Annotated in this window: 20 protein-coding genes; all 20 read right to left on the reverse strand. The window is 49.2% G+C overall.

Annotated features, from left to right (window positions below; translation table 11 throughout):
• Positions 1 to 111 precede the first annotated feature (111 nt).
• Positions 112 to 678 carry an outer spore coat protein CotE gene (gene cotE / locus BM124_RS17730; RefSeq protein ID WP_093339670.1) on the reverse strand — a complete coding sequence of 189 codons (567 nt, stop codon included), beginning with the start codon at positions 676 to 678 and terminating at the stop codon, positions 112 to 114.
• A gap of 240 nt (positions 679 to 918) precedes the next feature.
• Positions 919 to 1,350: a YlbF/YmcA family competence regulator gene (locus tag BM124_RS17735; RefSeq protein WP_093339673.1), complete on the reverse strand. Its 432-nt coding sequence runs from the start codon at positions 1,348 to 1,350 to the stop codon at positions 919 to 921.
• Positions 1,350 to 2,972 (reverse strand): tRNA (N6-isopentenyl adenosine(37)-C2)-methylthiotransferase MiaB, encoded by a 1,623-nt coding sequence (gene miaB, locus BM124_RS17740; protein ID WP_093339675.1) that lies wholly within the window; start codon positions 2,970 to 2,972, stop codon positions 1,350 to 1,352. Before miaB ends, BM124_RS17735 begins: the two co-directional genes overlap by 1 nt.
• Positions 2,973 to 3,114: 142 nt before the next feature.
• Positions 3,115 to 4,791, reverse strand: coding sequence for an ABC-ATPase domain-containing protein (locus BM124_RS17745; protein ID WP_093339677.1), 1,677 nt, complete (start codon positions 4,789 to 4,791; stop codon positions 3,115 to 3,117).
• Between the two features lie 121 nt (positions 4,792 to 4,912).
• The gene (locus BM124_RS17750) at positions 4,913 to 5,173 is read right to left on the reverse strand and encodes a stage V sporulation protein S (protein ID WP_090926051.1); all 261 of its coding nucleotides are present in this window, start codon (positions 5,171 to 5,173) and stop codon (positions 4,913 to 4,915) included.
• Positions 5,174 to 5,280: 107 nt separating this feature from the next.
• Positions 5,281 to 6,075, reverse strand: coding sequence for a TIGR00282 family metallophosphoesterase (locus tag BM124_RS17755; protein WP_093339680.1), 795 nt, complete (start codon positions 6,073 to 6,075; stop codon positions 5,281 to 5,283).
• Positions 6,076 to 6,195: 120 nt separating this feature from the next.
• Entirely contained in the window at positions 6,196 to 7,761 is a 1,566-nt protein-coding gene (gene rny, locus BM124_RS17760; RefSeq protein ID WP_093339682.1) for a ribonuclease Y, read from the reverse strand.
• 342 nt (positions 7,762 to 8,103) lie between these two features.
• Positions 8,104 to 9,159, reverse strand: coding sequence for a recombinase RecA (recA, locus tag BM124_RS17765; protein ID WP_093339684.1), 1,056 nt, complete (start codon positions 9,157 to 9,159; stop codon positions 8,104 to 8,106).
• A 272-nt stretch (positions 9,160 to 9,431) separates the two neighbouring features.
• Positions 9,432 to 11,042, reverse strand: a complete 1,611-nt coding sequence (locus BM124_RS17770) for a DEAD/DEAH box helicase (RefSeq protein WP_093339687.1) — start codon at positions 11,040 to 11,042, stop codon at positions 9,432 to 9,434.
• 96 nt (positions 11,043 to 11,138) lie between these two features.
• A complete protein-coding gene (locus tag BM124_RS17775) occupies positions 11,139 to 12,365 on the reverse strand; it encodes a competence/damage-inducible protein A (RefSeq protein ID WP_093339689.1) in 1,227 nt (408 codons plus the stop codon).
• 22 nt (positions 12,366 to 12,387) lie between these two features.
• Positions 12,388 to 12,966 carry a CDP-diacylglycerol--glycerol-3-phosphate 3-phosphatidyltransferase gene (gene pgsA / locus BM124_RS17780; RefSeq protein WP_093339692.1) on the reverse strand — a complete coding sequence of 193 codons (579 nt, stop codon included), beginning with the start codon at positions 12,964 to 12,966 and terminating at the stop codon, positions 12,388 to 12,390.
• A 146-nt stretch (positions 12,967 to 13,112) separates the two neighbouring features.
• Positions 13,113 to 14,090 carry a helix-turn-helix domain-containing protein gene (locus BM124_RS17785; protein WP_170841223.1) on the reverse strand — a complete coding sequence of 326 codons (978 nt, stop codon included), beginning with the start codon at positions 14,088 to 14,090 and terminating at the stop codon, positions 13,113 to 13,115.
• A gap of 16 nt (positions 14,091 to 14,106) precedes the next feature.
• The gene (locus BM124_RS17790) at positions 14,107 to 14,883 is read right to left on the reverse strand and encodes a DUF3388 domain-containing protein (protein WP_093339698.1); all 777 of its coding nucleotides are present in this window, start codon (positions 14,881 to 14,883) and stop codon (positions 14,107 to 14,109) included.
• 161 nt (positions 14,884 to 15,044) lie between these two features.
• Complete coding sequence (locus BM124_RS17795) at positions 15,045 to 15,302, reverse strand: DUF3243 domain-containing protein (protein WP_093339701.1); 258 nt, start codon at positions 15,300 to 15,302, stop codon at positions 15,045 to 15,047.
• A gap of 80 nt (positions 15,303 to 15,382) precedes the next feature.
• A complete protein-coding gene (ymfI, locus tag BM124_RS17800; protein ID WP_170841224.1) occupies positions 15,383 to 16,102 on the reverse strand; it encodes an elongation factor P 5-aminopentanone reductase in 720 nt (239 codons plus the stop codon).
• A complete protein-coding gene (gene yfmH, locus BM124_RS17805; protein ID WP_093339706.1) occupies positions 16,099 to 17,400 on the reverse strand; it encodes an EF-P 5-aminopentanol modification-associated protein YfmH in 1,302 nt (433 codons plus the stop codon). The genes ymfI and yfmH overlap by 4 nt, the downstream gene beginning before the upstream one ends.
• The gene (gene yfmF, locus BM124_RS17810; RefSeq protein WP_093339709.1) at positions 17,397 to 18,674 is read right to left on the reverse strand and encodes an EF-P 5-aminopentanol modification-associated protein YfmF; all 1,278 of its coding nucleotides are present in this window, start codon (positions 18,672 to 18,674) and stop codon (positions 17,397 to 17,399) included. Before yfmF ends, yfmH begins: the two co-directional genes overlap by 4 nt.
• A gap of 6 nt (positions 18,675 to 18,680) precedes the next feature.
• The gene (locus BM124_RS17815; RefSeq protein ID WP_093339717.1) at positions 18,681 to 21,083 is read right to left on the reverse strand and encodes a DNA translocase FtsK; all 2,403 of its coding nucleotides are present in this window, start codon (positions 21,081 to 21,083) and stop codon (positions 18,681 to 18,683) included.
• 150 nt (positions 21,084 to 21,233) lie between these two features.
• Positions 21,234 to 21,449: a YlzJ-like family protein gene (locus BM124_RS17820; protein ID WP_093339712.1), complete on the reverse strand. Its 216-nt coding sequence runs from the start codon at positions 21,447 to 21,449 to the stop codon at positions 21,234 to 21,236.
• The gene (locus BM124_RS17825) at positions 21,446 to 22,216 is read right to left on the reverse strand and encodes a ClpP family protease (RefSeq protein ID WP_093339714.1); all 771 of its coding nucleotides are present in this window, start codon (positions 22,214 to 22,216) and stop codon (positions 21,446 to 21,448) included. The genes BM124_RS17820 and BM124_RS17825 overlap by 4 nt, the downstream gene beginning before the upstream one ends.
• Positions 22,217 to 22,653: the final 437 nt, after the last annotated feature.

Below are 22,653 nucleotides of genomic sequence, written 5' to 3' on the forward strand. Positions count from 1 at the left end.
CAGCTGTATAAGCTGGCTTTAAAAATACGTAAAAAACCATGGTCACCATCTGAAGATGGCGTCCATGGCTTTTTAGTTAAGGGCTTTTGATACAGCCCCTTTTTCCTTTCATTATTGATCTTTGTCTTCAAGAAAATCGGTATCAATATTTTTCAGTTCTTCTTCCGAGACCTGCTCTTCCCATTTCACATTTTTGTAATCATCGTCTTCGGCATCGGGATGTATCTGAATGCATACTTTCGTTTCTCCTATGAGTTCGGCTGAAAATTCTTTTTCCACTTCCACTTCCACATCTTTTCCCTTTTCCCCGATTGCCGCTTCGATTGTATTGGGCTGCTTTAATGCTCTTGCGATGACATCCACTTCATCGGTGATGAGCTCTTTCTGCTTCATTTTCAACGGGATCAATTCGGTGTAAGTGACATTTCCGGTTGTGACATCTGTTTTCGTGTTGTCCTCGTAGGAATACCATACATTCACATCATAGCGGCCGTTTACCTCAATCGAATCTCCTCTTCTGTCCGCATCGTACTCATGATTTATGATCCAGCAGCCGAGAATGCTGGAAGGTTTTTGAGGAGGTTTAACAACATGAGTATCCCTGCAGTGTTTTTTTCCTTTACCACACACAGCCTTTGTGACGATTTCCCGGTATCTCGCTTCGTTTTCAGACGGCATCGATGACCCTCCCTTTTCTGCATAGAAGTGCCATTCAGACACTCCGTGTCATTCTTGTTTAACTATATGCAGGTCCGCCGCCTAAGTTGACCATTTTATTTCAGGAATTCTGTTTGAGTATGCTGAAAATACTTACAGTACGTGAAATTTATTTTCTGAGATTAATAAACACCCCGGACGATGCTGCATATTCATCGCCCGGGGTGTTACTTTGTCCGGATTTTTTCAGCTCATAGGCTGTTACTGCTGCTTCACATCCAAAAATGGCGAACCCCCGGTCGTTCCTTTCAATTTGTCGCCTCCGGTGGATTCGATGATTTCATCGGTTACTTTATTGGAAATCGTTGTCGAAACAAGCTGCAGAAGTTCATTCACATCCTTTTGACTCTGCTGAAACTCCTGCACAATCGGAATACTTTCAATCTCTTCGTTCAAAGCGGCGAGTTCTTCTTCCGCCTGCTTCAACGCTTCTTTTTTCTCGTAATGCTGCAGGTTTACCGCCTGCTTCTGTTTGTTTTTTATTTTCTGGATCAATTCCTGTACCCTTACATTGCGGTTGATCTGTTCTTCGGCACGCTTAAAAAAGTCCACTTCTTCGGTTTCGGAAATAAGCGTTCCAAGCTCTCGGGCTTTGTTCAGTACTTCCTGCTTTGAATAAACAAATTCACTCATTACTTACTCACCTCTGCTGTTTCCACCATTTCGCCGTTAAGCGACCAGGTTTTTGCTTCATGGATCCGGGTGTAGACGATATTTCCGATGACCGATGACGGGCCGCGGAAATTCACCAGTTTATTTGTCCTTGTTCGGCCGGAAAGTACGTCGGCGTCTTTTTTGCTTTCCCCTTCTACGAGAACTTCCACCACTTCGCCTTCCAGTTCTTTGTTCCGGCGCGCGGAGATGTCGTTGACCACTTTATTCAGTCTCGCAAGACGATCTTTTTTCACATCACTGGGCACATTGTCCTCAAACTGGGCAGCCGGTGTTTTATCACGCGGCGAATAAATATAGGTAAAGGCGCTGTCGTAATCCATTTCCTGCATGAGAGAAAGTGTCTCCTGAAACTGTTCTTCGGTCTCATTTGGAAAACCTACGATAATGTCTGTCGTAAAGGACGCATGCGGCATCGCTTCCTTGATTTTACGAGCCAGTTCGATATACTCTTCCCTCGTATATTTACGACCCATTAATTTCAGAACTTCGTTGTTGCCGGACTGTACCGGAAGATGGATATGTTCTACGAGATTCCCGCCTTTGGCAAGCACCTGCACGAGGTCGTCGTCAAAATCACGGGGGTGGCTCGTCGTGAAACGGACGCGTGGAATATCAATCAGGCGCAGTTCATCCATTAAGTCGGCGAGTCCGTAATCTTCATTCAGATCTTTCCCGTACGCATTCACATTCTGCCCGAGAAGGGTGATTTCTTTATATCCCTGTCTGGCAATATCCCGGACTTCCGCTATAATATCTTCGGGACGGCGGCTCCGCTCTTTGCCGCGTGTATAAGGCACGATACAGTACGTACAGAATTTGTCACAGCCGTACATGATATTAACCCATGCCTGCGTTTTTCCTGCCCGTTTGCGCGGCATATTTTCTACAACATCGCCTTCTTTGGACCATACTTCAATAACCATTTCCTTGCCTTGAATCGCATCCCACAAAAGTTCCGGCATCCGGTGGATGTTGTGCGTGCCGAAAATGAGATCGATATGCTGGTGTTTCTGCATGATCCGATTGACGACCGACTCTTCCTGAGACATGCAGCCGCAGACGCCAAGAATCAGTTCCGGTTTTTCTTTTTTCAGGTTTTTCAGGTTGCCGATTTCACCGAACACCTTGTTTTCGGCGTTCTCACGGATGGCACAGGTGTTGAGAAAAATGACATCGGCTTCATGCGGATCATCTGTTGCGCTGAATCCCATTTCCTCCAAAATACCCGCCATATTTTCCGTGTCATGAACGTTCATCTGACATCCGTATGTGCGGATCAGATACTGCTTACCGGCGCCGATGTGCTGCATATGCGGCGGGATGGAAAAGTCGTAATGTACTTCCACCTCTTCGCGGCCGCGTTTACGCCCCTTTTTATAATCGGGCTGGTCATTGATTAAAATACTGCGGCCTCCGATTTTCATAAACTGCCGGCCGTCTTCTTTCTCTTCCATTTCCGCTCCGGAAAAATCGAAGTATTGACTGAAATCTTTATTTTCCAGCCGATCCGGGCCGCTGCTGGATTTTAAGTCCGAGGGCGCAGGGTCGGCGGACGTCTGGCGTTTATCTTCGTCGTTCATGGGAATGTCACCGTTCCTTTCCAACTTTCATGATCGTCTGCCGGACGAGCCTGTACAGACAGTCATGTTTTCCCTTGAAATTATACCCTCTAACCCGCATGAAAACAACAGTGCGCTGCTTCCTGCAGCGCACGTATTTCTATTATTTCACTTTGACGGGACGGTAGCGGTTGATGGCGGCAGCGAGTTCGAACCGGCGCGGCCTTGCGAGGTCTCCGGGATGCTGTCCCTGAAACGGGGAAACCGTATCAAGACCCTTTTCTTTTAGTTCCCGTTCGATAAAGGACAGCAACTCCTCGAGACCGGATTCTTTCCCCAGCTGCCGGACAGCGTAGCGGATCATTTCGGCAATGGCATTCGTCTGACTCGGGTCGATGAGCTGTTCCACACCCGATACATCGATATTATCCGGGCCGTACATGATCGTGTTCAGACCTTTGCCACCCACTTTTTCTTTTTTTCCTTTCTGGGCCTGAAAGCTTGTCAGTTGTATCGTACGCGGCGTAATCTCTCCAAAAGTGGTGCCGGCTTCTTTCTTGCGGTCCGAGCCAATGCGTCCTGCTATATCTTTCGCTTCCTGTGTTACATCTTTTGGAAGATATTCTTCCATCATGACGACGCGGTCGGCCACGTCGAAGTAATCACCCGCTCCGCCGACGACAAGAATGGTGGATACCCCGTGTTCTTCGTGGAGAGCTCTCACCTTGTCAATAAAAGGCGTGATCGGTTCTTTCTCCTTGGCAACCAATTCCTGCATGCGGCCGTCCCGTATCATGAAGTTGGTCGCGCTTGTGTCTTCATCCATCAACAGACATTCTGTTCCGGCTTCCAGACTTTCCATAATACCGGCCGCCTGGGAGGTGCTTCCACTGGCATTGTCGGTCGAAAACGAGCGCGTGTTCTTTTCGTTGGGAAGGTTGGATATAAACGGAGATATGTTCACGCCCGACACACTTCTGCCGTCCTCGGCCCTGACTTTACAGGATGAATCATTCGTCAGCACGAATTCTCTCCCGTCATCCGCGCGGTGGTTGTACACGCCCCGTTCCACCGCTTCAAGCAGTGTACTTTTGCCGTGGTACCCGCCGCCTACAATGATATTAATACCTTCCTTCAGTGCCATGCCCCTGATCGGTCCGCGGTGAGGCAGATCAATTTCCACTTCGAGCGGCGACGGGGATTGAAAAGGAACGACCCCGCTGTCCTGCAGCGGTTTATTGCTGATGCCGCTTTGTCTCGGGAGAATGGAACCGTTGGCGACAAACGTGACATATCCATTGTCACGGAGAAAGCGACGGACGGCCTGCTGTTGATCTGCCAGTTCGAGGTGCTTCTGCAGTTCCTCTTTCTGAAAGCGGGATACCGCTTTATCAATGACTTCAGGCAGATCTTTCGTCAACCGCTGCTGTGCCTGTTTTCCGAGAATTGTCCGCCCCTTCGCCGGCAGATGGATGGACAGGCGTATGCTTAACTCTTCGTCGAGAAGGGCCACCGCCGTACGGTCCATTACTTCCTGGCCGGGACCGTCTATAACAACCGCCTTCATCTGCTCGTTCCGGCTGAGCTGTTTCTGCACTTCACGGGCAAAAAAATCAACAACTGCCGTCTGCCGGGCCTCTGTCTCATCACACTCGGAACCAAGTCCCAGGCTTTTCCTTTTCACCGCCACTCTAATACGGGACGGACTTGCGAAAGGATCAGCCTGAACATGGTCCACCGAAAGGGTGAATGCTCCAAATGAGTAGGAACCTTTTATATCGTTATAAGCTTTGTATCCTTTGTTATCGATTCGATGTAAAATCTGCGTTAATTGCTGCATCGTAAGCTGTTCTCCTTTCTCATTTTGCATTTTTCATTTTTACGAATGCTTTTTTTAGGACTCGGAAAAACACAAAAAACCGGTCCCAGGCTGACTCGGAACCGGAAAAGCCTTGGTTACATCACCTCGGCTCTATAATTAATTTAATAGCCGTACGTTCTTCGCCGTCGATTTGAATGTCGGTAAAGGCAGGAATACAAATCAGGTCGATACCGCTTGGAGCCACAAACCCCCGCGCGATAGCCACCGCTTTAATGGACTGATTAAGGGCACCCGCTCCGATAGCCTGGATTTCGGCAGCACCTCTTTCCCGGATAACGTTTGCTAATGCGCCGGCAACGGAATTTGGAGTGGATTTTGCTGAAACTTTTAATACTTCCATTTGTAGTACCTCCTTATGTGGTGTAATGCCCCTCTTCCTTTTATATTCCCGTTAAAGCCGTCGTATTCCTGCCCACGTCCGCTTCTTTTATTTTCCCGTGCCTTTTTTCACTCGTAAAAAGGGTCTTCCGGGCTTATTTGGATGCGTTCCACTTTTTTTGTACTGCCGGTTTTATCATCAATATGAAACAGGACTCCATTTAATTGTTCCCGGCCGTCGGCTACTTCAAACCTTACCGGAAGATTCGTTAAAAATTTATGAATAATATCTTCCTTTTTCATCCCCAGAATACCATCCATTGGTCCTGTCATTCCCGCATCACTGATATAACCGGTGCCCCCCGGCAGAATACGGTTATCCGCCGTCTGAACGTGAGTGTGTGTGCCGGCGACCGCTGTTACGCGACCGTCCAGAAACCAGCCCATAGCCTGCTTTTCAGAAGTTGTTTCCGCATGGAAATCAACGAAGATATACGGCGTCCGTTTCCGGATTTCTTTAATAAGCTCATCTGCTTTTTGGAACGGACAGTCATTTGGCTGCATGAACGTGCGGCCGATAAGGTTCACAATTCCGATTTCCAGATTATTTACTTTCAGCAGAAGATAACCATTTCCCGGATTGTTTTCCGGATAATTCGCAGGACGTATCATAGAAGATGCGCTGTCGATAAACTCAAATATTTCTTTATTGTCCCACGTGTGATTTCCAAGCGTCACAGCCTGGGCTCCCTGTTCAAGAAACCCTTTGTATATTTTCTCGGTTATGCCTTTGCCGGCCGCTGCGTTTTCTCCGTTAATGACTGTTACAGTTGGTTTGTATTTCTGTTTCAGCTTCGGCAGGTACTCCTGAACCATATTGCGCCCAGGTCTGCCGACAACGTCTCCGATAAATAATAATTTCATCCAACTACCCTTTCTTCTTTGATCGTGATGCTCTCTGGTTCCTTTCTGTTGATACCGGCAATCACTTATCTTTTTTTAAAAAAGCAGAATCCATTAAAATAAAGCGGCTTGTAAGCCGCTTTATTTAGCATATTCCACTGCTCTGGTTTCACGAATCACCGTCACTCTGATATGGCCCGGATAGTCCAGATCGTTTTCAATCTGCTTGGTAATGTCACGGGCGAGCTGGTGCGATGTCCCATCATCCACAACATCCGGTTTTACCATAATACGGACTTCCCGTCCGGCCTGAATTGCGTACGTCTTTTCCACTCCATCAAATGATTCAGCGATTTCTTCGAGTTTTTCAAGACGGCGGATGTAGGTTTCCAGTGTTTCTCTCCTTGCCCCCGGACGAGCCGCTGACAAGGTATCTGCTGCGGCAACCAGAGTGGCGGTGACAGAAGTGGCTTCTGTGTCACCATGGTGGGAGGCAATGCTGTTTATCACAACATCGTTTTCTTTATACTTCTGCGCCAGTTCCACCCCGATTTCCACGTGGCTTCCTTCCACTTCATGATCGATGGCTTTTCCAATATCGTGAAGCAGGCCGGCCCTTTTTGCCAACTGCTGATCTTCACCAAGCTCTGCTGCCATTAAGGCGGTAAGATTGGCCACTTCCATCGAGTGTTTCAGCACGTTCTGTCCGTAACTGGAACGGAACTTCATCCGGCCGAGAATCTTAATCAAGTCAGGATGCAGGCCGTGAATGCCCATTTCGAATGTTGTTTCTTCTCCGTACTCACGGATGGCATCATCCACTTCGCGCCTGGATTTTTCTACTGTTTCTTCAATTCGGGCGGGATGAATACGTCCGTCCTGAACCAGTTTATCAAGTGCTGTCCGCGCAATTTCACGGCGGATTGGATCAAATCCCGAAAGAATGACGGCTTCCGGAGTATCATCAATAATGAGATCAATGCCTGTCAATGTCTCCAGCGCACGGATGTTACGGCCTTCCCTGCCGATGATCCGTCCTTTCATTTCATCATTCGGGAGGTTCACCACAGACACGGTGGTTTCTGCAATATGATCGGCAGAACACCGCTGGATGGCAAGAGACAGAATTTCGCGCGCCTTCTTGTCGGCTTCTTCTTTGGCCTGTTCTGTATACTCTTTGACCATCAGTGCTGAATCATGCTCCAGTTCCTGCTGCAGGTCCTGCTTGAGCATTTCTTTGGCCTCTTCTCTTGTCATTCCCGAGATTCTTTCCAATTCTTCCTGCTGTTTAGATAAAATCTCCTCCACTTTGCTGTTTTGCTCTTCCACCTGTCGTTGTTTATCGGCGAGAGATTCTTCTCTCTTTTCCAACGATTCTTCTTTTTTGTCCAAAGTTTCGCTTTTACGGTCGAGAATCTCTTCTTTCTGCATTAAGCGGTTTTCCTGCTTCTGCACTTCATTTCTACGCCCGCGGAGATCTTCTTCCGCTTCCTCGCGAAGCTTGTGAGCTTCATCTTTGGCTTCCAGCACCGCTTCTTTCTTATCGGCTTCCGCCTGACGGTGGGCGTCATCAATAATTTGTCTGGAAGCCTGTTCCGCGCTGGCTATTTTAGCTTCTGCTGTTGACTTACGAACAAAATAACCAATCGATCCACTCAAAGCTGCAACGACAACAAGCAAAATGGAGATGATAAAGATATTATCCATGTCTTTTCACCTCCTCTTGCTATCCTTTTGTGCCCTCCGCCAACCGGCAGAGAGATGTGTTGTTTTCTGCATTCATACATCATTCGCGGTGAATGACGTCACTAGAATGTTTTGGACGCTGAAGCCGGCCGGCTGCGTCCTTACGTTCCGGTTCCTGGATTTTTGAGTTTTCTACATAAAAAAAGAGAACACTTCAAACGGTAAACATTCCATCATGCTCCCTTAGAGCATCATTCCCTTCAATTGTATCCCTGTGCCTGAACCATGTCAAGACTTGCCATAGCGCGTTTTCCGGTGAATGTCAAAGAAAAAAACCCTCCGGATGGAGGGGCCTTTTCTTCTTTATTCACGGTTTTCCGTGTCCAGCGGAAGTCCTTCTCCGGATTCTTCTTCAGGTTCATCCGGCTTGTTTGTATCCAGCTCATAGTGATCCCGTATATTTTGCTCAATGGCGTCTGTAATCTGCGTGTTTTCCTTTAGGAACTGTTTGGCGTTTTCCCGTCCCTGGCCGAGCCGTTCTCCTTCATAGGAGTACCAGGCTCCGCTTTTTTGAATAATCTCCAGTTCCGCCCCCATATCAAGAACGGAACCTTCCCTTGAAATACCTTCGCCGTACATGATATCGACTTCCGCCTGTTTAAACGGCGGCGCCACCTTGTTCTTTACGATTTTCACTCTCGTCTTGTTTCCTACCATTTCATTGCCCTGTTTCAGCGTTTCCGCCCGGCGGACCTCAAGCCGGACGCTGGAATAGAACTTCAGCGCCCGTCCGCCGGTAGTGGTTTCCGGGCTGCCGAACATGACGCCGACTTTTTCCCGGATCTGGTTGATGAACATAGCGATGGAATTGGACTTGCTGATGGCGCCGGAAAGCTTGCGCAGCGCCTGAGACATCAGCCGGGCCTGAAGCCCGACATGACTGTCGCCCATTTCGCCTTCAATTTCCGCTTTCGGAACAAGGGCGGCAACAGAGTCGACAACAATAATATCGACCGCTGCACTGCGGACAAGAGCTTCCGCGATTTCAAGCGCCTGCTCCCCTGTATCGGGCTGGGAAAGAAGCAGTTCATCGATGTCTACCCCGAGGTTCTGGGCATACACCGGATCAAGAGCGTGCTCGGCGTCAATAAACGCGGCCTGGCCTCCCTGGCGCTGGATTTCAGCGATCGAATGCAGCGCGACGGTCGTTTTACCGGAGGACTCCGGTCCAAATACTTCAACGATTCTGCCGCGCGGGTAACCACCCACACCCAGTGCCACGTCAACCGCCAGAGCTCCGCTTGAGAAAGTGGACACCTTCCGTCCCGCCTGTTCGCCCAATTTCATGATAGAGCCTTTTCCAAACTGTTTCTCAATATTTTTCAGCGCCTGGTCCAGTGCTGTTTTACGTTCACTCATCAAGACCTCTCCTTTTTGCGTGCACTTCTGATCCCGTTTATCCGCCTTCACCCCCGATGCGGCGGTTTTCAGCAGGAAGCAGGTGCCTGTTTCTTTTGAATGGGGACCGTTTTAATTTATCACCATGTTCATCATATCTTTTTTTTGGTTGTTTGCCAATAGGATTTGCGAACATTTATTCGTTATTTTTACAGGAATCGGTTTCAAGCGCTGCATCCTCAATATGGAAAAACTGTCCAAGGCGCTGCCACCTGAACAGTTTTAGGAATGTGTTACCGGGATGCCGGTTTTTCTTTTGGGGGGCCGGTTTTTTTCGGGCGTGGTTTGGCCGGCTCCAGATTCACCCGTGCCCCGTTAATACGGGAGTAACGGAGGGCTTCATAAACAAATGGGGCGGATTCTTCCGGGACTTCCACGAATGTGAAGTTTTCAAAGATATCAATACGTCCGACTGCTTTGTCGGAGATGCCCACAGCCTCGGAAATTTCCTGAACGAGAATTTTCGGGTTCAATCCTACATTGCGGCCTACATTAATGAAGAAACGAATCATACCTTTTGCAGCGCCTGTCTCTCCAAAGTGATACCCATCGCTTGTTTCATTGATGGAGGTGGAGAAATTCATTTTCATCAGCGAACGGATGATGTTTTTGGCATCATGTTCGGCCAGCAGTTCGTCGGCTATGTCATCAAACAGGGAGAGACTCTGCTCATCCTGGAACTGATCAACAACCATCTTCTTCCATGATTCCTGCTGTTTTTCCACCACTTCTTCAATGGTAGGAACACTCTGGGTCGGAATAGTCATTTTAATTTCTGATTCAATTGAACGCAGATGCTTCATTTCCCTCGGCGTCACAAGGGTCAGTGCCTGCCCTTTACGGCCGGCGCGCCCGGTTCTGCCGATACGGTGTACATAACTCTCCGGATCCTGCGGAATATCGTAGTTAATGACGTGGCTCACATTCTGAACATCGATACCGCGGGCGGCAACGTCTGTGGCGACGAGAAACTCAATCGTGCCTTTGCGGAATTTGTTCATCACTTCATCACGCTGGGACTGGGTCAGATCTCCGTGCAGACCGTCCGCAAGATAGCCGCGCGCCTGCAGTACTTCTGCCAGCTCCGCCACTCCCTTTTTCGTCCGGCAGAAGATGATACCCAGTTCCGGATCCTGGCTGTCCAGAATACGGCACAGGGATTCCTGTTTGTTACGCTCCAGTACTTTGTAATACACCTGATCAATGGATGGTGCCGTCACTTCACTCTTGTTGACGGAAATCGTTGTCGGCTGCACCATGTACCACTTTGAAAGTTTACGAATCGCCGGTGGAATAGTGGCAGAAAATAGAAGGGTCTGCCTGTCTACGTTGATTTGTTTAAGAATCGTTTCGATATCATCGATAAAGCCCATATCCAGCATTTCGTCCGCTTCATCCAGGACGACGGCACGGACTCTGTCCAGTTTCAGTGTTTTCCGGCGCAAGTGGTCCTGGACACGTCCGGGCGTTCCGATGACAATCTGAACCCCCTGCTTTAAAGCTTTAATTTGATGCCCGATGGACTGTCCGCCGTAAATCGGAAGCGTGCGGATATTTAAATGTCTGGACAGCTTCTGCAGTTCTCCGGACACCTGAATGGCGAGTTCTCTTGTCGGAGTCAGAATCACCGCCTGTACATGGTCCTCATCGGTTATACGGTTAATAAGCGGAATACCGAAAGCTGCTGTTTTTCCTGTACCTGTCTGAGCCTGACCGATTAAATCGCTGGATTTCAGAATTTCCGGAATCGCTTTTTCCTGTACCGGTGACGGTTCTTCAAAACCCATCTCGCGTACGGCCTGTTTTATTTCATCTTTTACTTCAAAATCATCAAAATACGTCATTCGTTACCACCTTTTCTTTTAAAGAAGCCCGTCGGCCGCTGCACTGCGCAGCGACAGGGCTGATTTGGGCCGGGCATCATGTGCCGCCGGCCGGTTTTATCTGTTCAGTACGTACCAGCACCCGTAATAAACCGCCATCCTCCGGATATGTTCACGGCTCCCTGAGAGCTGCAGGCGGTGCGAGTTGGTCGTACCGTTGACGGAAATCCCGATCCATACCGTTCCGGGTTCTTCCCCTTCAAGGCTTTCAGGGCCTGCGCTGCCGGTAAAACTGATACCTATCGTTGTTCCGTAAAGCAGACGGACCTTTTCAGCCATGTCCTCGGCGCACTCTCTGCTGACTGCGCCGAATTCTTCAAGCAGTGGACGCTCCACACCAAGTACATTCCGTTTTGCTTTTTCTGTATAAACAGTAGCGGAACCTTCGAGTACAGCGGACGCACCGGGAACATCCACAAGAACTTTGGAAAACCATCCTCCTGTAATACTTTCGGCGGACGCGATGGTATCCCTGCTTCCGGTCAATTCTTTTACCACCCTGGAAGGCAGCGTTTCCTGATCTCTTCCATAAAGATAGGGGCCGGCTGTGCGGGTGATATCCTTCTCTACGGTATCGAGCATATTTTCCGCCTGCTGACGGTTTGGTGCCTTGGCGGTCAGCCTGACCGTCACTTCCCCGTCGGAAGCGAGAGGAGCAATCGTTGGGTTCGTCTGCTGCTCAATAAGGTCGGATAACTGTTCTTCCAGGCTTGATTCACCGATTCCAAAAAAACGCAGAACACGGGAATGAACGACCGCATGCTCATCCATACGGTTCAGAAGATAAGGTTTCATGCTGTGTTCAAACATATGTTTCAGCTCACGCGGCGGTCCGGGCAGCAGCAGAAACAGGGAACGCTCCCAAGTTTGAGCCACACCGCACGCAAAACCTGCTTCATTATAAAATACATCGCTGCCCTCTGTATAGAGCGCCTGCTTCTTATTGTTTTGGGGCATCGGCTTTTCTTTTCCGTCAAAATAATATTTCATTTTTTCCATGGTAGGTTCATGGAGAACGAGCGGCCTTTCGGTGAGGCGGGCGAGCATATCTTTTGTAAGGTCATCCTGCGTCGGCCCAAGTCCGCCTGTCACCACTACAACATCCGCCCGTCCGGCGGCTTCCCGGAAGGCTTCGAGCAGACGTGTTTCATTGTCGCCGACGACGGTGTGCCGGTACACATTGATACCGATACCGGCGAGTTCCCCGGACAAGTACCTCCCATTGGTATTCGCAATCTGTCCAAGCAGAAGTTCCGATCCTACAGCAATGATTTCTGCATTCATGATTACCCTCTCCGTTCTTTGTTTACATGGAACCCTTGAAAACGTGGCGGTTTTTTACGAAGTAATCGATTCCCGATACAATCGTCAGAAGAACCGCTGCCCACATCAAAAACATACCTGCAAAAATATTCCAGGCAGTAAACGGTACATTATGCAGAAGCAGCACGGCAAGGGCAGCCATCTGACATACTGTTTTCCACTTAGCCAGTCCGCTTGCTGCGATGACTAGTCCATCAGAAGCCGCCACCAGCCTCATGCCTGTCACGGCAAACTCACGGCTCAAAATGACAATACCCATCCACGCCGGGAGCATCTGGAGCTCAATCAACGTGAGCAGGGCCGCCGTGACGAGTAGTTTGTCCGCCAGCGGATCCAGGAATTTCCCAAATGTGCTGACGAGCTTATACTTTCTCGCAAAGTACCCATCCAGCCAGTCCGTCGCCGCTGCGATAATGAAAAGAACAGCGCCGGCGAGGTGGGTATAGGGAAGGGCCGTCCCGCTTATTTCAAACTGTCCCGCAGAAAAAGGAACAAGCATTAATACCATAAATACGGGGATCATCAGGATCCGGGCTGTTGTTATTTGGTTTGGCAGATTCATCAAGGTTCCCCCGCTTCTTTCTGTTTACACGGCGTCTGCAGAAATCCATATTTCATTGTATCATACTGCCGGAATAAACGAGACGGAAAGGCTCGGATTCTTTCACAAAAAAACCCGGAATTGCTGTCGAATCCCGGGTCCTTCGTTTATTCCGGCTGTTTGTCGAAAATAAGGTGCTGGTGGACAGTCTCGTTCGTATTAATTGGATACTCCACCACTTCTCCGTTAAACCGCACTGTCACATTGGGAGAACTGCCGATGTTGAGGTGAACATAATTCTCACTGCTCAAATTCATTTCGATGCTGTCGCCCGGCTGCAGACCGGACACATCTTCCAGGCTGTTTCCGTCCTCGTCTGCCACCGCAAGCCAAGCGTCACCGGTAAGCGACAGTTCAATCACCATTTCTTCGGCTCCCGATACATCAAAAATCGAGCGGTTGTCGTTTACCGTTTCTACAAATTCAGGGGTCACGGTCTCATTTGTTTCTTCAGAACCGTTCGTACCGGATTCTTCGTCCGATGATGAATTTTTGTCTCCGCTTTCACTGCCGCCGCTCTCCGCGGTATCTTCACCGCCGCTGTTCGAGCCGGATGAATCGGAGTCAGACGACCCGGCGCCTTCTTCGGATTGGCTTTCCTGATTTTCAGACTGCTGCTCATTGTTTTCGTTCGAATCCATCTCAATGGCCGGTTCTTCATCAGGAGACGTTCCTTCCGGACTACCCTGGTTTGTCCCCTGTACAACAAGGTAAACGGCAGCTGCTACAACGAGCAGAAAAAGAACACCCAGGAGCGCGGGAAGCACGGTGGACCTGCGGCGCCCGTTTTTCTGCGCTTTCGGTTTTGCCTTTTCGGCGCGGGACGGCAGATCCGTCGTCTGCTGTTTCGGCTGGGGAAGTTCTGCCCCGTAGGAGTCAAATACATCCTCCGGCTGCAGTCCCAGCGCTTCGGCGTAACTTTTTACGAACGCCCTCGTGTAAAAGGAGCCGGGAAGGGAATCATAGCGGCCTTCTTCAATGGCAGTGAGATACCTTTTCTGTATCTTTGTCATCTCCTGAAGGTTTTCGATCGTGATACCCTGTTCTTCTCTTTTTGTTTTTAAATACTGACCAAGCTCTGACAATGTTACCACCTACCACTTAACTGATATCAAATGACGAAAAACCGGATTCTACGACTTCATATGTAATTTCTTCGGATTCGTTGTTCCGCAGTTCTATCATACAGTCAAAATCACCGAGTGTATACCGTGATTCGCGGACGAATATGTCCGGATGTTCCACTACTTTTACGGCGGGCTGCTTCATAATATCATGAACCAGTTCCTGATGACGGCTGGAGGCTCTCATCATGGACACGATGCCGTCTATAATATAAATGTGTCCCTTTTCCAGCTCATCTTCGTCCAGTTGGTTACGCACTGTCTGCCGAAGCATCGTGGACGAAATAAAAGACCAGCGTTTGTTGGCACATACACTGGCGGCTACCAGTGACTCTGTTTTGCCGACTCTCGGCATGCCCCGTATTCCAACAAGATAGTGGCGGTCTTTTTTGAACAGTTCAGCCATGAAATCAACAAGCAGTCCCAGTTCGTCCCGCACAAAACGAAATGTCTTTTTGTCATCAGCATCGCGCTCAATGTAACGGCCGTGCATTACCGCCAGACGGTCGCGGAGCCGGGGTTCCCTCATTCTGCGCACCGTAATGTTATCTATCGTATCAAGAATCGCACGAAAACGCGCGACTTGATCATCCCGGGCACTTCGGATCAACATGCCGCGCCTTCCATCCTCCACTCCGTTTATCGTTACAATGTTAATGGAAAGAATACCAAGCAGAGAAGAGATATCTCCGAGAAGTCCCGGACGGTTTTGATGAATCTCGTATTCAAGATACCATTCTTTTTTCTCTTCCATGCCGTTCCCTCACTTCTGTAAACAGACAAATATATCAGATATATGTCATTTTACGCTATTTTTTTCTGTTTGAATAGTACTATTACAATTTTAAGCAGAATATCTACGCAGGAAATAAATAAAACGGCAGGCTGTTTTCCGGATACAGCCTGCCGTTTTATTTATTTCGATGAATCGGACTGAACCAGTTTGACCATCATGTTGGCGATGGCATGCTGCTCTTCTTTGTCGGCAACATGCCAGAGGTCGGATAAAATTCGTTCCTGTTCGTTTTTCGGATCCACCGAATCGGCAAGGTATTCGCCGACTTCATAAGCCACATCCGACACGACACTGTCATTCATCCCTTCCTGCTTTGCCTGATTCAGTCTACCGTCCAGAAATTGTTTCCATTGATCCCAGTTGTCCATAACCGACATCACTATTTCCTCCTTCCAGAACATTTCATTTCTAGTCTGCTCCGATGGAAAAAATATATGTATGTTCCGGTATGTCTTTTTCACCAGGCTCCGTTCACATCCAGTATATGACCATTTACATACGCTGCGGAAGGCTCCATCAAAAACCGCACAGCTTCCGCTATTTCGCAGGGTGCAGCGAATCGTCCTGCCGGAACGTCTTCGGCCAGTTTCCGCTGCTCGTCTTCGGTGAATTCCTGCATCATGGGACTGTCCACCATACCCGGGGCAACAGCGTTGACACGTATGCCCGAGGGCGCGGTTTCCTTTGCGAGAGCCTTCACAAACGTATTAATGCCGCCTTTCATGGCAGAGTATGCAGTTTCAAGCGCTGCCCCGCGCTCCCCCCAGATAGAGGAAATGATGACGATCGTCCCCTCTTTGCGTGAAATCATGGCAGGAAGCAGCTCATGCACAAGCCACATCGCATTCAAAAGATGCAGATTAGCCAGTTCGAGCATTTCTGTTTCTTCGATATCCTGAAACAGTCCGTAAGAAGCCGAGCCGGAGGTATACACAATACGGCCGACCTCTCCCGGAAGCTGCGCTGCAAGAGAAGAGGCGCCTCCTGCGGCAGAGAGATCCGCTTCGAAGAGGTGCACTTCGCTGCCGCGCTCTTCACACTGCTTTTTCACGCGTTCTGCACTGTCCCGCGAACGATGGTAATGAAGAAAAAGCACCTCCCCTTCAGCGGCCAGAGAGCACGAGACGGCACTTCCTATTGCTCCGCCCGCTCCTGTAATAAGGGTGGCCGTGTTCACGATGACTGCTCCTGTTTTTTCGTAATCCGGGATACGGCTCGGTTATGCTCCTGAAACATTTCCGGAAGCAGGGCATGAATCTCTTCCGTCGTAATTTCTTCAAGGAGCGGGATAACATCAAACAGGTGAAGACCAAAAAACGCGTACTCCGTATACTGGTTAGCAAGAAATTCCGGTGAATTCAGCTGTTTCAGAAAGGATCCGATTTTTTTACGCCGCACCACTTCAATATGGTCTTCATTCAAACCGGACGATTTTGCTTGTTCCACCGCTTCCATAATCCGTTCGGCCAGTGTGTCGGGATCGTTTGTGTCCCCGCCGATGGCAGTGAAAGAAAAAGAACGTTCAAGCATGAATTCTGATGAAAAGGATTCATCAATCAACCCTTCACGGTACAGAGATTCATACGTGTCCGATCCTGCACCGAACAGCGTCTCCAGTAAAATTTCAACGGACAGTTCATGCCGGAGAAGAGGTTTGCCCTGCTTATCCGGAACCGGAATTTTATAGCCGACCATGCATTTTGGTGTATTGACGCTCATCGGCACCGTCGTCACACGCTGCACGGATTCTGCCGGTTCGTCTTCCACGATCCGCTCCACCGGTTCCGGTTCCTTGAATGACTTCTGCTCCTGATTCTGCTTGACGAGATCTATAATATGAGCCGGATCCGCATTGCCTGCTACACAGAGAATCATGTTCCCCGGATGGTAAAAGGTTTCATAGCTTGTATACAAATCTTCTTTTGTAATTTCCTGAATAGACTCCACTGTGCCGGCGATATCTATTTTCACGGGATGATGATAATAAAGCGAAGACAGCAGATGAAAAAACAGCTGCCAGTCCGGATTATCATCATACATCCTTATTTCCTGGCCGATAATACCTTTTTCTTTTTCAACCGACTCATCTGTAAAATATGGATGCTGGACGAAATCAAGCAGTGTGGTTATATTTTTGTCAACTTCCTGGGTGCTTGAAAACAGATAAGCCGTTTTTGTAAAGCTTGTAAAAGCATTCGCTGATGCTCCCTGCTCTCCGAACGTCTGAAACACATCCCCGTTCTCGTCTTCAAACATTTTGTGCTCCAGAAAGTGGGCGATCCCATCCGGGACGTGAACCGGCTCGGTTTTGCCGATAGGGACAAAGCGGTTGTCAATGGAGCCGTAGTTCGTCGTAAAAACAGCGAGCGTCTTCTGAAAATCCTGTTTTGGAATGACTAAAACGGTTAACCCGTTCGGCAGTACTTCTTTATGAACCGTCTCCTGCACCTGCTCGAATGTCAGCGTTTCGCTCATGTATGATCCTCCTCATTTCTCAGAAAGTAAGTCGTATCCAATACAGTCCGGGACGCGCAGGCCGTCACATCCTCACGCGTCACGTCACCTATCTGTTTCAGCCAGTCCTCAAACGGGCGCTGGTGCTGTGCCATACGCTGCTGGTAATACAATTCAATCAACCCCCGTGGATGATCCATCGTCTCCAGCAGCTGGTTTTTTAACATCGTTTTCGTCTGTTCCAGATCATCATCGGTAAACGTTCCCTGTCGAATATCTTCCATCTGCTGTTTAATGATGGCGGATGCTTTTTCGTAATCTGCCGGTTCAATGCCCGCCATTACCAAAACGATACCCTTCTGGCTTTCATAACGGGAGGCGGCGTAATAGGCCATACTTTCTTTTTCCCTGACGTTGATGAACAGTTTGGAATTCGGAAAGCCTCCAAACATCCCGTTCATCACCTGCATGGCAGAGAACTGTTCGTCGGCAAATGTTACAGGCGTCCGGTACCCAAGATGCAGTTTGCCCTGCTGAATATCATCTGTTTCCTGTATTTCTTTTTCCTCCGCCGGCTCCACTGTTTTATTCTCCGGAGTATAAGATGAATCTTCCGGGTTTTTAGAGACGGAAAACACCGACACGGCTTTTTGAACGTCATCAGCCGCTACATCCCCGACAATGTACAGGCACATATCATCCGCGACGAGCATGCGGCGGTATTCATCCATTACATCCTGCGCGGTAAGATGTTCTACATCTTCTGCTTCTCCATACGGATGGACCGAAAACGGTTCTTCGCTGCACATATGTTCAATAAGGCGTTTATTCGCATACCGCATTTTGTCATCATAGATGGACTCAATCCGCTGAATCAGCGTCCTTTTTTCTTCATTGATCACCTGCTTGTCAAATGATCCTTCCGGCAGGTACGGCTTCTCGAGCACCTGCTGCAGAAAAGAAACACTTTCCTGAAACAGTGGAGGAGCGTTCTTAATGAAGTTTTCGTTCGCGATTTCCATTTTCACTGATATGACGTGATACTCTCCTTTCCGCTGGACATCAGCGTGAAAAGAGGCGCCATACAGTTCATCGAGATAACGGCGGATGGCTTTACGTGAACGATGGGTGTCTGTGGCGCTCTGCAGCACATTGGCAAGCAGCGCCCTGGCGGCTGTTGTTTTTCTCTGTAACGTCGTTTTCATCTGCAGTACAAGCGTCGTCGTTTTATACTTTTCTGTAGGTATGATCCGGACATCCAGACCATGGCTGTCGACTTTTTGTTCATCTAGCATGGTTACTTATCCTCCTTCTTCTCTTCCGTGTTCCCCGTGCGAAGACTCCTCGTCAGTTTCGCGGACCGCACTGACCAGGACTTCTCTTGGTTTACTGCCGCCGTAGGGACCGACTATGCCGCGCATTTCCATTTCATCAATGAGCCTGGCCGCCCTTGTGTACCCGATCCGGAATCTCCGCTGAAGCATAGAAACCGACGCGCTCTGCATATGCACAATCAGTTCCACGGCATCAGGATACAATTCATCGTCCACCTCGTCCTGATTGTCCGGCTGTTCTTCGGGTATCATTTCTTCCTGATAAGATGCTTTCTGCTGGGCCACCACAGCTTCGACTACTTTTTCCACTTCTTCATCCGCAACGAAAGCACCCTGCACCCGGGTCGATTTGTTCGAACCGACAGATTGGAACAGCATATCTCCTTTGCCCAGCAGCTTCTCCGCTCCTCCTGCATCGAGGATCGTCCGGGAATCTGTCTGACTGGAAACGCCAAAGGCAATCCGGGACGGAATGTTTGCCTTAATGACACCAGTGATAACATCAACCGACGGCCGTTGTGTGGCGATAATCATATGAATACCCGCTGCTCTGGCCATCTGGGCAAGTCTTGTAATAGCGTCTTCCACTTCGTTTGAAGCCACCATCATCAAGTCGGCAAGTTCGTCCACGACAACGACAATGTACGGAAGCTCCGGATGATGCTCTCCTGTCTTTTCGTTTTGTTTTTTCACCCATTCATTGTAGCCTTCCATGTTTCTCGTGCCGGACTGGGAAAACAAGTCATAACGCCGTTCCATTTCAGCAACGACTTTTTTCAGCGCCTGGGCCGCTTTTTTCGGTTCCGTAACAACAGGCGAAAGAAGATGGGGAACACCGTTATACACATTCAGTTCCACCATTTTCGGGTCAATCATCATCAGTTTTACTTCGCTTGGTTTCGCTTTCATTAAGATACTGGTTATAATCCCGTTGATACAGACACTTTTACCGCTTCCCGTCGCACCTGCAACGAGTAGGTGCGGCATCTTATCAAGGGCGGCGAGAACCGGCTCTCCGGAAATATCGCGGCCGAGAGCCACCGAAAGAACATGATCATCTCTGAGATAACCTGCTTCCAGCACTTCCCGGAGCGTTACCATGGCGACTTCGGTGTTCGGTACTTCAATGCCGATCGCCGCCTTACCGGGGATGGGCGCTTCCATCCGGATACCGCTCGCGGCCAGAGCAAGAGCAAGATCATCCGCCAGGTTGACAATTTTACTCACCTTTACGCCGGTGTCGGGCTGCACTTCGTATTTGGTTACCGCAGGGCCGAGATGCACTTCATTCACTTTTGCCTTCACGCCGAAGCTCTGCAGCGTTTCTTCCAGGGTCCTGGCATTGGACGAAATCAAATTCCGTTCCTGCTGCTGTGAATTATAAGTCGAAGCGCCGAGTATACTGATAGGAGGAAGTTCATAATTCTCATTTTCCGTCTCATCCGGGACAAGCGGAGTCTGATTGTTTTCAGGATTTTCTGCAGACGGAGGACCCGCCTTCGGTGATTCTTCTTTTTTATTATGAACGTCTTCCGGTTCCGTATTCGCCTGATCTCCAGTGTCGACCTGTTTCTGTTTGGCTGCAGGATAAGCGTTTTCCGCGAAATTATAAATGACAGGCGTTTCTTCCGTGTTGGCATCTTCTTCCTTCTCTTTTTTATCATGTGAAGGCGCGGCAGGAACTGGCTGCTTCTTTGTCTGTTTCGACTGCTGCTGCTTTTTTTCCTTTATCTCTTTTGTTTTTTCCTGAAAAAATGTGCGGATTGTATTCCAAAATGGTGCTCCTTTGTTCATTGCGTACCGGACGACATCCTGCATCGAGAGTCCTGTCACGAGCAGAAACGAAAGAAGGAACAAGATGATGGACACCACCCGCGTGCCGCCGGCGTCAAATAAAAAACGGCTGAACACAAACAGAACCGATCCGATCATGCCTCCGCCCAGATCATCAACCGTTCCGTTTCCAAACGGATCGAGCATAAACAGTTCAAATGTGGTGACCACGGCTGAGTCTTCCAGATAGCCTCCCGTTTCTCTCAGGTTTTCAAACATTTGGACATGGCTCAGGAGCAGAATGGTCAGCACCGCGAGATAAAGACCTCCCATTCGTTTGCCAGCGAGCGGCGGGCCGCTTCTTTTGACGATGAATACCACGGACGTCCACAATAATGCGGCCGTCAGCACGACCGCCCATTCTCCCGCCAGAAATCGAAACAGGGACTGAATCACCGCTCCCGCTCTTCCCAGATGGAAAAGAGCCAGAATACCGGCAGTGAACAAAATCAAACCGGTTAATTCAAATTTCAGCTGTGCTTTCCACTGTCTCGTTTTTTTCGTTCCGCGTTTTTTCCGCTTGGATTTCTGGGCCATTTGCATTTCCCTGCCTTCCGGTTCCGGTTTTCCTATGTATAGAACGAAGCAGGCTGCCTCCAGTTGACGAGAAAGAGACAGCCTGCGTATACACGCTCTATATTCCATTATAGCATACCTTCCGCTCTATTCCTTCCCTTGTGCACAAGATCATTCCGATTGGTTCCAGATGGCCCCCGGCTGACAGGCGGAGTGAAGATAATCCTGGGGGTCGGAACTTTGAAGTGCATGAACGACCCACTGCTTCTGCTCATTTCTATACAGCGTCACAACACCGGATCCGGCTTCCACCGTTTTCATTTCCATGTTCTCTCCGGTTTCAGATGGAAACACCGATTCCGGAGGAAGAGGGGTATAAAGAATCATTGGAGCATATCCCCTTCCGTTTCCTCCATCATCTCATTCAGCCTGGAAAGAGCATTGCCGACGCCGCCTACCGCATCAATCAGTCCGTGTTTCACAGCGTCTTCGCCTATCACATTGGTGCCGATATCACGGGTTAGGTTTCCTTTGGCGAACATCAGATCCTTAAACGTTTCTTCCGGAATATCTGAATGGCGGGTCACAAAGCTGATGACACGTTCCTGCATCTTTTCAAGGTATTCAAAGGTCTGCGGCACACCGATAACAAGTCCGTTCAGCCGGATCGGGTGAATCGTCATTGTCGCTGTTTCGGCAATATGGGAGTAATCTGCAGCGACAGCAATGGGTACGCCGATCGAGTGGCCGCCCCCAAGGACCAGGGTCGTTGTCGGTTTGCTCATACTTGCTACCATTTCCGCAATAGCAAGGCCTGCTTCCACATCTCCCCCTACCGTATTGAGCACAAGCATCAACCCTTTAATTTTTGGATTCTGTTCGACGGCAACCAGCTGGGGAATGATATGTTCATATTTGGTCGTCTTATTCTGGGGCGGCAGCTGCATGTGCCCCTCAATCTGACCGACGACGGTAATACAATGAATGTTGGAGTTTTCCATGTCTGCTACATTGGTCTGCCCAAGCTCCTGGATTTTCTGGACGAGACTGTTTTTCTGATCGTCCTGCTCCGTTTTGTTGGGAGGGTTTTCCGTACCGGGGTCCTGCGTTTTATCAGGCTCCGGCGTTGTGTCGGCATTATGTTCATGCGTCATAAGTGAAACCTCCTTTTTTGTATCCGTTTCTAGTATGAATCAATCCGCCTTTCCTCATTCTTCTTCATCGATTTCATTGGAATTTTGCTGCGATCAGAGTCTAATGGAATGGAATACCAGGAACAAACCAATACAAAGAGACTGGGACAAAACCTTTATAAGATAAAAGAATGCCGAACGATTTTTTTGAATCGTTCGGCATTCTTCGTTTCTTAGATACACCGCTGCGCCAAAATGCTTTGCTTTTACTCCAGAGCACAAGGGCGGCATCGATTCGCTGGGCTCACCGTGTCTTCTTTGCACTCCGGAGTACAAGGGCGACATCGATTCGCTGGGGCTCATCGTGTCTTCTTTGCCCCGGGCACGGCTCGCGTCCGCAGTTCCTCCGGATCAGCTGCTTGTCGAAACCGACGGACCCCGGCCGTTCCAGGGCCCGT

This window comes from Salibacterium halotolerans, from assembly GCF_900115625.1.
GTDB lineage: Bacteria > Bacillota > Bacilli > Bacillales > Marinococcaceae > Salibacterium > Salibacterium halotolerans.